The 10,839-nt window shown below is 67.7% G+C and carries 10 protein-coding genes; 4 read left to right on the top strand and 6 right to left on the bottom strand.

All coding sequences use genetic code 11. The features are described from left to right. Positions 1-85: 85 nt before the first annotated feature. Complete coding sequence (locus ACN28I_RS38115) at positions 86-1,969, bottom strand: STY4851/ECs_5259 family protein (RefSeq protein WP_420946814.1); 1,884 nt, start codon at positions 1,967-1,969, stop codon at positions 86-88. Positions 1,970-2,314: 345 nt separating this feature from the next. Here ACN28I_RS38115 and ACN28I_RS38110 point away from each other — a divergent pair, with 345 nt between their 5' ends. After that, positions 2,315-2,692, top strand: a complete 378-nt coding sequence (locus ACN28I_RS38110; RefSeq protein WP_420946813.1) for a helix-turn-helix domain-containing protein — start codon at positions 2,315-2,317, stop codon at positions 2,690-2,692. Here the strand turns inward: ACN28I_RS38110 and ACN28I_RS38105 are convergent. The 5 genes from ACN28I_RS38105 to ACN28I_RS38085 all read right to left on the bottom strand — a co-directional run bounded on the left by ACN28I_RS38105 (position 2,689) and on the right by ACN28I_RS38085 (position 8,212). Then, complete coding sequence (locus tag ACN28I_RS38105; RefSeq protein ID WP_420946812.1) at positions 2,689-3,084, bottom strand: helix-turn-helix transcriptional regulator; 396 nt, start codon at positions 3,082-3,084, stop codon at positions 2,689-2,691. The two genes, ACN28I_RS38110 and ACN28I_RS38105, sit on opposite strands and share 4 nt — an antisense overlap. Before the next feature lie 2 nt (positions 3,085-3,086). After that, positions 3,087-4,268, bottom strand: a complete 1,182-nt coding sequence (locus ACN28I_RS38100) for a serine/threonine protein kinase (RefSeq protein ID WP_420946811.1) — start codon at positions 4,266-4,268, stop codon at positions 3,087-3,089. Positions 4,269-4,485: 217 nt separating this feature from the next. Further along, positions 4,486-5,016 (bottom strand): DUF1643 domain-containing protein, encoded by a 531-nt coding sequence (locus tag ACN28I_RS38095; protein ID WP_420946810.1) that lies wholly within the window; start codon positions 5,014-5,016, stop codon positions 4,486-4,488. Between the two features lie 191 nt (positions 5,017-5,207). After that, entirely contained in the window at positions 5,208-6,131 is a 924-nt protein-coding gene (locus ACN28I_RS38090) for a DUF2381 family protein (protein WP_420946809.1), read from the bottom strand. Positions 6,132-6,250: 119 nt separating this feature from the next. Next, the gene (locus tag ACN28I_RS38085; protein ID WP_420946808.1) at positions 6,251-8,212 is read right to left on the bottom strand and encodes a serine/threonine protein kinase; all 1,962 of its coding nucleotides are present in this window, start codon (positions 8,210-8,212) and stop codon (positions 6,251-6,253) included. Between the two features lie 234 nt (positions 8,213-8,446). Here ACN28I_RS38085 and ACN28I_RS38080 point away from each other — a divergent pair, with 234 nt between their 5' ends. The 3 genes from ACN28I_RS38080 to ACN28I_RS38070 all read left to right on the top strand — a co-directional run bounded on the left by ACN28I_RS38080 (position 8,447) and on the right by ACN28I_RS38070 (position 10,445). Beyond that, positions 8,447-8,824, top strand: a complete 378-nt coding sequence (locus tag ACN28I_RS38080; protein ID WP_420946807.1) for a hypothetical protein — start codon at positions 8,447-8,449, stop codon at positions 8,822-8,824. Further along, positions 8,821-9,246 carry a hypothetical protein gene (locus ACN28I_RS38075; RefSeq protein ID WP_420946806.1) on the top strand — a complete coding sequence of 142 codons (426 nt, stop codon included), beginning with the start codon at positions 8,821-8,823 and terminating at the stop codon, positions 9,244-9,246. The genes ACN28I_RS38080 and ACN28I_RS38075 overlap by 4 nt, the downstream gene beginning before the upstream one ends. A gap of 221 nt (positions 9,247-9,467) precedes the next feature. Beyond that, complete coding sequence (locus tag ACN28I_RS38070; protein WP_420946805.1) at positions 9,468-10,445, top strand: DUF932 domain-containing protein; 978 nt, start codon at positions 9,468-9,470, stop codon at positions 10,443-10,445. The last annotated feature ends 394 nt before the right edge of the window (positions 10,446-10,839 follow it).

Raw genomic sequence — 10,839 nt, 5'->3', positions numbered from 1 at the left:
GCATCCACCGCGGAGCCTGGGATCGAACACCCGGGCCCGGATGGAACCCAGCCGGTGGAGGGCCACTAGCGAGTCCACGGGCTGATCATCGCGGCCCACGAAGCAGGTCTCGCGTGCCGGGAACGTGGCATTCACGCTCAGGGCCCTGCGCTGGGAGAAGCGGAGCTTCAGCGGCACGCTGCGCGGGTGGCCGTGCGCGGCGCTCAGGTGGACGATCATGTTCGCCCCCTCCACGTGGCGCTGCAGCGTCACCTCCGGGGACGTCGTGCCCACGTCCTCCACACGCGCGTCCCGGAAGATGAGCTTCTCCCTCGCCATCTTCCTTCCCAGGAACGATGTCGCAGTGCGCGTCCCGCGGAAGGCAGTCCACCCGCGTCCGGAAGCACACCTCCCTGTCCTGCACGACCCGGAGCGCGACACTTCCAATCGTGTTGGGACCCAGGGGTTGCCACGGTTCGCCCGCGGCATCCCAGGGCCTCCACTCCGCCTTGACCTCCCGCTGGCTCCCGCCTTCCCGGCACTCGAAGACACGGGGTGCTCCGCGGAAGACCTCGGAGCCCCAGGGGCCGAGGGTGAACAACTCCCCCCGCACCGCATAGGTCCGGATGTCCTCGGCCGGCTGCCGGGTGCGGATGGTCATCGAGTCTTCGCCATGCTGGACCCGAAGCGTGCCCTGGAGCCTCACCACGCGCCGGCCCAGGCGCTCCAGCGTCCCCAGTTCCGTGGCGGCCTCAGGAGGCTCGGCGCGCCAGCTCGCCTCGGAGGGCAGCACCACCAGGGCCTCCTCTGCCCGGGTACAGACGGGCCCATAACCGCGCAAGACATAGGGGGCCGTGTCCTCGGTGCGCGTGAACACCCAGGGGAGCTCGGGGGGCAGCTCCGCGCCATCGAGAGGGACCGCCTGGAGCTCGTGGGTGCCCACCACCGCGCCGAGCCTGACCGGGGCCAGGAGTGTCTCCAACGAGAGGGGTGGACAGAGGACCTGTCCCGAGGTGTGGAATCGCTCTTGGGTAAAGGCGCGCGTTGCCGAGCCGAGCGGCTGCCGCGTGCCATCGCTCCAGAGCAGGTACAGGGAAAGCCGGGAGGGGAGCTTGTCGCTGGTGACCCGCAGCTGGGCCGCCAGGGTTGCCGCGGCGATATCAGGGGGCACCACGGGTTTCCGGATGAGCCGGAGACCGTTGTCGACCAGGAGCCGAGTTTCCAGGCGGACCCCCGTCCCCGGATTGGAATCGGAGGTGCGCGGCTGCCGCATCAGCCCCTGCAGCAGGTCTCGCGCAACCTCATCCTCCAGGCGGAGGGGAATCCACGTCTGCCAGCCCGGCTGTTTGACATCCAGCTCCCGCAGCGGGTCGCTCGCGTTTCCCACCAGGGTGCGCAAATGCGCGACTGCGTCGATGAGCGTCGCGCTGAGCCCGAACACGACATCCTGGCGCAACGAGCCCGGAAGCTCTTCCTCCAGGCGCTGCGCAAGCTCTTCGGCGGGTGTGTCCTGAAAGCATTCCCGGGCTGACAGGAGCTGTTCGAAGTACCGGCGGAGCCGGGTTCCTTCCTGGGTGATCAGCGCGCGCGGGAGCCCTCCCTCGCAAGCGAGCGTGACCAGGAAGGCGCGTCCGTGGTTGGACTCGAGGACCCGGCGATTCCAGTGGCCAAGACCCCTAATGACCAAGTCATACAACGTGGACGGACCCAAATGGGTGCCCAGGGAGTTGAAGATGGGCTCCCAGCTCCAGGTTCCGCCTTCGTGTGCGCGGCAGAAGTGCTCGGCAGCAAAGAGGCAGAATCCGGCGGCCTCAATGGCGGTCAGTTTGCCAACACCGGAAGCAGCCTGCTTCAGAGCCCCTACGACCGCACTCCGCAGCACGGCGCGTTCATCGTCCGATGTGCGGTAGGCGTAGAGCGGGTAGCCAGCCTTCGGATCAAGCCCGCTACGGGCGATGATCCCAAGAACAACTTCACTGGTGCTCGGCATGCAGTACCCCCACCTTTCTAGTAGCACCCCTTTGCGCTGAATTCGAGTTACCGGTGGACTTCACTAGGAGTATGATCCGCTGCTGCATGCGAGGGACAAGCACCCTCAGCGCTCGTGGGGCAGGGACAGAGTGAAGCAGGCGCCCTGGCCGGGCTCGCCGCCCATGTCCAGCTTGCCGCCGTGCTCCTAGAGGGTGGCCCCACGAGCCCCTGGCATTTTGGCATCAAGGTGCAATCGCGCAGCTACCATTGAGTGAGGGACAGGCGCTCAGCATCGTTCTCCGCGAATCACTGCTCCACCAGGTTGGGTATCGTGCTCCCCTACTCTTTCCGGTAGACGGACACCATGGACGAGAAGCTGCGACACGCGCTGGGGGACGCGGCCCGGGCTGCTCGCCTGCGGCTGGGCCTCACGCAGGCGGAGGTGGCCAAGAGGGTGCGCCTGAAGTCCGGCGTCTACGGTCGGGTCGAGCGGGGCGCCATGGTGCCCAGCGTGCCCACGCTGCGGCGCATCTGCGAGACCCTGAGCATCTCCTCGGACGTGCTCCTGTCCCTGGGTGCCCAGGCTCGCAGGGAGGCGGCACCAGCTCCTCCGCCTAGGACCGGCGAGCATCCGGAGCTGAGCCGCATCATCCACATCTTGCAGGGATGGCCGCCGGAGAGGTTGGTGCTCATGCGCAAGCTGCTGGAAACGGCCGACACCCTCCTTTCGGACGAGAGCTAACGGGCCTCGGGCGACACGAGGCTGCGCGCCATGTAACCGACAGCGGAGAGCTGCTTGTCATCCAACTGGCGCAGGGTGCGCAGCAGGCGGCGCAGTTGTGGCGATTCCTCCGGGGTGCTCTCGGACTCCTGCAACCAGGTCGCCGCCTCGTGGCCGGTGAGGTTCAAGACGGCGTTGGCGTCTACCCGGAGCGCCACGCACAGCTTGCGCAGACTGGGGACGCTCGGCGTCAGGTTGCCCCGCTCTATCCGCCCGTACACCTCGGTGGCCACTCCCACGCGCTCGGCCACGTCCGCCTGGGTGAGTTCGGCCTTGAGCCGGGCCTCTCGCAGCACCTCTCCCAGGTGGACGGTCATCTTCTTCTTCGTCATCAGGTGGGTGGTCTTCTTCATGGTCACTCACTCCGGTCCTTCGTCTCTTCCTCGATGGCTTCCTCCTCGGCCGTGGCTTCCTCCTCGGGAGTGGGCAGCACGCCCTTCTCAATGGGGAATGCGTGCGTTTCCTGGGGGGCGGGCTTCTCGCGCAGAAGGGCTCCCAGCTCCGCCTCCGCCTCGGAGAGTCCGAATCGTTGGCCCTGACCGTTGAGCCACGCGCGCAGCTCGTCCCGCATCTCACCGGCGGTCTGGTAGCGGTCGTCTGGGTGGGCATGCAGGGCCTTGTGGAGGATGCACTTGAGCGGCTCGGGCACCTGGGCGGCCACCCGCTCCACGTCATCGGGACCGAAGCTCAGGATGCGGTTGGCCAGTTCCCCCGGGCTCGTCCAGGAGGGCCGCTCGGGACGGACGCGGGCGTTGTACCGGCTCACCTCCGAAGACCCGCTGAAAGGCACGTTCACGTCCGGCGGATCCAGCGGATACTGACCCGACAGCATTTCCAGCAGCACCATGCCCAGCGAGTAGAGGTCCGCCCGCCCATCTGGCTTCTGGCGGCGCATCACCTCGGGGGCGGCATAGGCCAGATCCGCACGCAGCACCTTGGAGGGCGTGTCCAACCGGCCCACCATCCGCGAGTACGCCACGCCGAAGTCGGTGAGCGTCACCCGGCCGCTGAGTTCCAACCGGATGCTCGTAGGGCTCACGGCCCGGTGGACGAAGTGCAGCGGGCGGCCGTCCTCCCCCTGGCTGTTCCAGGCATAGTGGAGCGCGTCGGCCACCTCGGCGGCGATGTAGACGGCATGAGAGGGTGCGAGCGTCCTGCCCAGCAGCAACGCCGTCTCCATAGCCGTGGTCAGGAAGATGCCCTCGGTGTGCGCCATCACAACGTAGGGTGCGCCCTGGTAGTCCTCCAGTCCGTACACCTGGACAATGCCGGGGTGACGCAGACGAGTGGCGAGCCGCACCTCCTCCACCGCTCGCTGGCGGCGCTCGTCCTCGGGGGGCATCTGCACCCGCTTGAGGATGACGCGGCAGGCAGCGCCCTCCCCCTTCACGGGAGCGCGCTGGGCGATGGCCATGGGGTCCGGCGAGTCCAGCAGCGGGGAGACAAAGGTGTAGCGGTACGCGGGTCCCTCGAAGAGAAGACCATCAGGACCCGTGGGGTGGATGGGGAAGCTGTCGTTGGTCGATGGCTCGTTCACGGGGGCACCTCCTGAACCTTTCAAGAACTCATCTCTAAAAATGAGTTCCTCTCAGGTAACATGGGAGGCAGTCGAAAGAAAGCACCGGCCAACCAAGCAGGTCAGCGCCCAGACTCAACCTGTTGGAGCGGGGGAGCGTCTATGAACCATCCGAAGCGCACTTGGAACTGCCCTCGCAGCCTCCGAAACGGTCCCCAGCGCAGGAGCCACCGGAAGCTCAGACGTAGGGCTTCGGCCAGGTCGAGCGCGGCACGTAGAGCGGGTGGCCCGGCACCTTGGTTATGGGCGTCACGCGCACCACGTGCACCGGCTTGATGGCCCGCAGCATCGCCAAGAGATGGGCGTGCCGGCTCATGATCTTTTTGGCATGGGCGCCCCAGGCGGCGATGGTGAAGGCCGACCCGGCATGGATGCGCATCAAATGGGCGTCGTTCTTGGGGCCTATGGGGTCGATCCCGGCCTTGATCGCCGTATAAAGGCCCTTGGGCTTGGGGTCGATCAGCGCGAAGGCGTTGCCAACCACCACGCCGCCACAGCCCCAATTGATCGCGAACTCGATGCAGCCGTAGACCGTGGTGTCTTCCGCCACCAGGTTCGCCACGCTGGGATTGAGCATGATGAAAGCCGCAATCGGCAAGCTCGGGTTCCAGATGCGTGACAAACGGTAGCGGTACAGCGCGGGCTGCTGCGGGTCGAAGACTGCATCCCGCACCATTCCCGGCTGGGGGTGAACCAAGAGTCGTCCCATCAGACCTCCCGTCGTGCACTTGGGCCTGGCGCACCCGTTCCAGGCACGCCACCCGGCTATTATACCCTCAGGGCTGGTGGCCTCGGCTGCGATGCGGCTCGCGTGTTCGGCCCAGCGGTCCAGCTCAGTTGGCCGCTGCCCCCTCAAACGAGGAAGGAGGTGGGGCCGGAGCAGGCGCATCCGGTCCGCCACTATGGGAACGTCACGCCATCGACGTTCACACCTCCGGATCCAGCCTCTCCAGCCCACAAGTTGAGCGTGTAAGTTCCTCGGGCCTCGCTCTCCGCCGCATTCAGCTCCACCACGATGCGCTGCGACCTCCCTGACGGGATGGGCTCCAGGGAGCGCACCGTCAGCCCCATCAGCTCCTCGCGCTTGGAGCCCACCAGGGCCGCCCCCATGGGCGTCCACGTCACCGTACCCCCGTTGCGCAGCTCCAGCTCCACGGCCACCCGGCCCCGTTTGGGTCCAACGGCCCGGTAGCTGATGACGTCCCGTACTTCGAGGGGATCTGCCGAACGTGAGGTGACGCCCTTGAGCACACGGGCAACAACGCCCGTTTTGCCGAGCCATCCGTTCTCGATGAGGCCCGTGAGCCCACCCTGGCCGCTGCACTCGGCCTGGAGACGCGCTTTCTCCTCCCGGCACTGCTGGGCCTCGGCTCGGGCCTGCTGCTCTCCCTGTCGGTAGGACGCCAACGTGCGCTCGTGGCGGGATACCTCCACCTGCCGCTCCGCCTGGGACGGGTGGACCACCAGCATGAAGGTGGCACTTGTCGGGGCCCCGTCGTCCTGGAAATACACCGTCACCGACACGCGCTCTCCGTCGTGCAGCGCGTCCGAGGCCACGAGCGTCAGGGATGCCGTTGCCAGTTCCACCCGGCGGAACCGCTCCCGCCCCTCCACGTCCACGCGTGCCAGCTTCGCGTCGAAGAGCAGGGTGATGGACAGCTCCGGCCGGATGCACACCTCCGGCGTCCTGATGGGGGCACTCGCGTCCAGCTCAATGTGGCGCGTGCCCGTCTCACATGTGGGGAGTGGAGCTCGCTCAGCGGCCTCTGCGGGGGCAGTGAGCAGGGCCAGTCCGAGCAGGGCGGTGGAGGAGAAGGCGAACACGGAGCGGGAACCTCCACGAAGGCGAGGAAGAGACTGGAGACGTGGGCCTCTAACACACCTTCCTGCCCGGTCATGCGCGCGCCACCTGGGCTTCCAGCCCACCAAGCCCCGGCATGGCGCTACTCGAAGCGGTCCACCGCCCTCACATCCGCGATGGGGTGGACCTTGACGGCTCCTCCGTCAGGCTCGATCTCGAGACCGCGGTCGCCGTGGTCGTACAGCTCCATGCAGACGGTGAACGTGTCTCCAGCGGGCGTGACGGCCTGGGTGATGCGTCCATAGACACGCTTCTCCCCGATGCAGAGCTGCCCGGAGAGCCGCGTGCCGTCCGGCAGTGCAATGCGCCCACCCCGGCCCATGGGGTCGGTCCCCACCGCGAAGTGACCCTTCAACTCCAGGGAGATGGGGCCGTCCTTCACGGGTACGGACTCGTTACTGCCCTTCTTCTTGCCGGGAAGGTCGACGCTTCCCCTATCCCCGAGGATTCCCCTATCCCTATCCCCCAGGTCCATCCCGAGCTGGCGGGTCATGGTCTCAACAGCACCGGCCGGGCACGCCTGGGGCGCGGGCTCCTTGCGAACCTGAGCACCGGGACACGCCATGTTGGCGGCGGCGGCCACCGCGAGCAGCACATTAGCCCCGGTGGAGCCGTTGCCCTTCTTCTCCTTCTCCTCCTGTGAGCCGGGGGCCTTCTTCTTCATGCGAGTTGTTCCCGAGCTGAGCGTCATGGTGGTGACGGGCGCAGGGGTGTCCGCCTTCGGGGGCGTTGCGCCTGCATCAGCTTCGGGCGGCTTCCACGGTGGCGCTACTTCATGGACGTGCGTGGCCCATGGCGCAGGGTCATCGAGGGAGAATTCCCCAGGTAGGGAAAGCGTGAGCACCGGTTGGCCTGGAGTCGGTGAGGAAGGCGGCGGCTGGCGTTGGCCGAGGACGTAGCCTAGCCCCACCCCTACTACCGCGAGGCCCACCACCGCCACCAGGACTGGAGCGGCCCGCCTCACGCGGGTGCGAAGCGTGGGGACCGTTGACGTGGCGGGCGGCTCGGGCGGGGCGGGAGCTACGACGGGAGGAGCAGGCGGCCTGCCGCGTTTCGGCTTCTGCCGGATCCACTTGCGCAGCCACGCCTCGGGGTCGTGGCCCACCAGCTCCGGTGCGTCCTCGGTGGTACGGCCGTCCACCGTCCAGCCGTAGCACAAGGGCACCTCCCACCGGGGGTCCGCCTTCGCCTCCACTAACAGCTTCTCCAGCGCCACGCACAACGTCTCTGCATCCGGCACGCGGGCGGGCGCCTTGGCCAGCAGGTGCAGGCACAGCTCACTCAAGGCCCGGGGCACACGGGAGTTGCGCACGTGCGGGGGCTTGGGGTCGCCGTCCAGAATCTCCCCCATCAGCTCGTCATCCGGGCCGTTGAAGGGGTACACGTCGGTGGCGAGCACGTAGAGGATGACGCCCAGGGCGTACAGCTCGTCCCTCACCGAATAGTCGTAGCTCTCCCCCCGCTTGCGGTCCTCACGCAGGAAGAAGGCCACGGCTTCGGGGCTGCGGTAGCGGAGGTTGGCCGGGGCCAGGGCTCCGGTGACGCGAGGTGCGCCCGGCATGGCACCAGCTCCGAAGTCCACCAGCACCGGTGCTCCGTCCGCCTCACACACCAGCACGTTGTCGCCCTTCAAGTCGCGGTGCAGTACCTCCCTGGCGTGGACTCCCTTCAACGCCCGGGAAAGCGGCAGCAGCTTCTCCACCAGCTCGCGGGCACACGGGTTGCTGTCCCGGGCCCACTGATAGAGGGTCACTCCCGGCACGTACTCCATGACGAGCACCAGGTACTCGGGCTTTTCCTCCGGCCACTTGAAGTGACTCAGCAGCTTCACCACGTTGGGGAACTCGTGGCGGAGCATGATGAACAGCTCCCGCCAGCCCCACTCCCCGACGCTCTCCAGGTGGATGAACTTGAGGGCGCACGGGCCACCGTCGCGCCACGCGAGGAACACCTTGCCGAAGCCGCCAGCTCCCAGCTTCTTCTCGATGCGGTAGCCGCCCACCACCATGCCCGGCTGCACCACGTCCTCCAGCGTGGTCTTCATGGTGTCCCTCCAGCGTGGGCACCAGCCTGTAACGGTAGGAGTTCAGTCACGCGCTCAACCTCGGGAGTGGGGAGGCTACCAGAACCCGGGGGCTCCCGTGCCTGGGGGCGTGTCCGGCTGGCTGGGGTGGTGGCGGAGCTGCGCCACACCGGCAACTCCACGGCGAGCGGCGGCATAAGCCGCAGGACGTGGGGCCTTGGGTGCCCTCCGTCCGCGTACCCACTGGAGGACACCATGAAGAACCTGCTCGCCATGTTGAACGCCGTTCGCCGTCCGATGACGTGCGAAGAGACGAAGTCCATCTGCCTCGTCATGTTGCGGCCCCTGGTCGAGGAGCAGCAGCTCGCGCTCAAGGCCGCCTTCGATGACGAGGACTACCGCACCGCCGCCCGACACTTCGCCCGGATGCACCTCCACTCCATGAAGGCGAGCCTGACGCGCAGCAACCTGCGCATGACGTTCCGCTTGTTCGTTGGCACCCGCGAGGAGCGGGAAGCCATCATCGCCGGATGCCTGGAGGCCAGCTTCGAGCTGACGGTGAAGATGCGCCCCGAGGGCAAGCCGGACCACGGGGCTGGGCTGCGGGTCCTCACTGGGGGGAGGACGCCATGACCGGCAAGAACACGCGCACCCTCCGCTCCGAGTCGAGTGCCGTCAGCCTCGGCCTGGAGCTGTCCACCCTGGAGCACGCCCTGCGCGGGGCCTCGCTTCTGGCCGAGCTGCTCGCCAACAACGATCTGCCGGATGAAGAGACGCAGCGGATGGCCCCCTACTGCATCAGCGCCCAGCTCGCGCTCGTCAATGCCCGGCTGCGCCATGTGGGCCGGGTCATCCGGGGGGAGGAGGGCGCGGAGACGCTGTGGGCTCCGCATAACGCCACCAGCCCCTCGCCCCTGCCTGGGGATGACGGAGACGTGCGGCTGGTGTCGAAATCACCCGCCCCCTTCGCTCGGAAGCTCGCGGAAGGCGGCCGAGCGCAAGCCCCGGGCAAGGCGGGCGATGAAGAAGAGGCCGGAGAAGCCGCCCACGGATGAGGAATCGCCACCAGCGCCATGAGCCCGGCACGTCAAAAGCAGCGTGCTCCTCGGCATAAGGCTCATGGCGGAGACGTGTCCGCCGACGCGCTGGCAATCCGGCCAGTGCGCCTTCCTCCAACAACCACAGCTCGGTGCACCGCGAGGTGACGGACTCGAGTTTTCATGAACCGGGCCCGAGCACCCGAGGTGCGCCTTCTTCAACGAAGGGAAGGAGCACCATGTCGCACGACATCAGCAAGATGGTCTACGTCGGAAAGGAGCCCTGGCACGGGTTGGGCACCGCGCTCCCGGCCAACGCCGACTACGACGCCATCATCCAGGCCGCCGGCTTCTACGCGGCGGTGGAACGGCCCGTCTTCTCGCCGCCCATGGTGGAGGCCATCCCGGACAGGAAGGCCCTCTTCCGGGAGGACACGGGCGAGTACCTGTCCACCGTCTCCAAGGGCTACGAGGTGGTGCAGTTCGCGGAGGTGGCCCGCACGCTCGTGGAAGCGGCGGGCGGCGTGCGCTGCATCTTCCACACGGCGGGCACCTTGGGCCGCAACGGCGTACGCGGGTGGCTGCTCGGCGAGTTGCCCGAGCCGCTGCTCGTCCGGGGCGACAAGAGCCCCATCAAGCGGTACGTGCTGGGCTACTGCGGCCATGACGGCACCACCGCCATCACCCTCAAGAACGTGGCCACGCGCGTGGTGTGCCAGAACACCCTTGGCGTCGCCCTCTCGGAGCAGGACGGGGCCGAGTGGCACATCCCGCACACCACCAGCGCCAAGGTCCGGCTGGAGGAAGCGGGGCAGGCCTTCCGACTCCTCGTGGAGGGCTACGAGCGGTTCGGCGAGCTGGCCAATCACCTCGCCGTCCAGCCCTTCAGCGAGCACCAGCTTCAGCTCGTGCTCAACCGGGTGATGCCGCTGCCCGAGGACGAGGCCAGGCACCCGCGCATCACCAACGCACGCAACAAGGTGGTGGAGCTGTTCCACACGGGCACCGGCATCGAGGGCGACATCCAGGGCACCGCCTGGGCGGCCCTCCAGGCGTTCAGCGAGTGGGCCGACCACCACCGCCACACCCGAGCCGTGCAGGGCAAGAAGGTGGAGACGATGCGGTTGGAGAGCATCTGGATGGGCAAGGCCGCCGCCATGAAGCGCCAGGCGCTCGCGGCCATCGCGGACACCGCCCAGCTCCGGCTCGCGGCGTGAGTCGGGGCGAGGAGGTGTCCCATGAGATGGCTCGGAAAGGTGCTGCGCGCGCCCCTCGCACGGGACGTGGCCGCCGCCATCCTCACGGTGCTGGCCCACGCACTGAGTAGGCAGCGGCACGCGCAGTAGCGGTCCAGGGGGCGAACTTCCAGTCCACAATGGGAGTTCGCCCTCTTCTCTTATGTTTCACGCTGGTGGCTGCGCCAGCCCTTCCCGGCACAGGGCCTGGGTTTCGAGGGCCAACCTGTCCCCCGCCTCGGAGGCTTCGAGCCGCGCTGGCTCACGTACGATGCGAGCCGGGCGATGCGCCTACCGCGTCACCATCCGGGCAGGTGTGCCTGGTCTCGTCCGGATGGTGCAGGGGGTCCAGCCCGCCTTCACGGTGCAGCCTCCC

Source organism: Archangium gephyra, assembly GCF_049060025.1.
In the GTDB taxonomy this organism is placed as follows: Bacteria; Myxococcota; Myxococcia; order Myxococcales; family Myxococcaceae; genus Archangium; species Archangium gephyra_A.
This window is presented reverse-complemented; position numbering and strand designations above follow the sequence as displayed.

Coding starts and splice junctions, on each gene's coding strand:
- ACN28I_RS38115 (WP_420946814.1), bottom strand. CDS start 1,969: ATGCCGAGCACCAGTGAAGTTGTTCTTGGGATCATCGCCCGTAGCGGG.
- ACN28I_RS38110 (WP_420946813.1), top strand. CDS start 2,315: ATGGACGAGAAGCTGCGACACGCGCTGGGGGACGCGGCCCGGGCTGCT.
- ACN28I_RS38105 (WP_420946812.1), bottom strand. CDS start 3,084: ATGAAGAAGACCACCCACCTGATGACGAAGAAGAAGATGACCGTCCAC.
- ACN28I_RS38095 (WP_420946810.1), bottom strand. CDS start 5,016: ATGGGACGACTCTTGGTTCACCCCCAGCCGGGAATGGTGCGGGATGCA.
- ACN28I_RS38085 (WP_420946808.1), bottom strand. CDS start 8,212: ATGAAGACCACGCTGGAGGACGTGGTGCAGCCGGGCATGGTGGTGGGC.
- ACN28I_RS38080 (WP_420946807.1), top strand. CDS start 8,447: ATGAAGAACCTGCTCGCCATGTTGAACGCCGTTCGCCGTCCGATGACG.
- ACN28I_RS38075 (WP_420946806.1), top strand. CDS start 8,821: ATGACCGGCAAGAACACGCGCACCCTCCGCTCCGAGTCGAGTGCCGTC.
- ACN28I_RS38070 (WP_420946805.1), top strand. CDS start 9,468: ATGTCGCACGACATCAGCAAGATGGTCTACGTCGGAAAGGAGCCCTGG.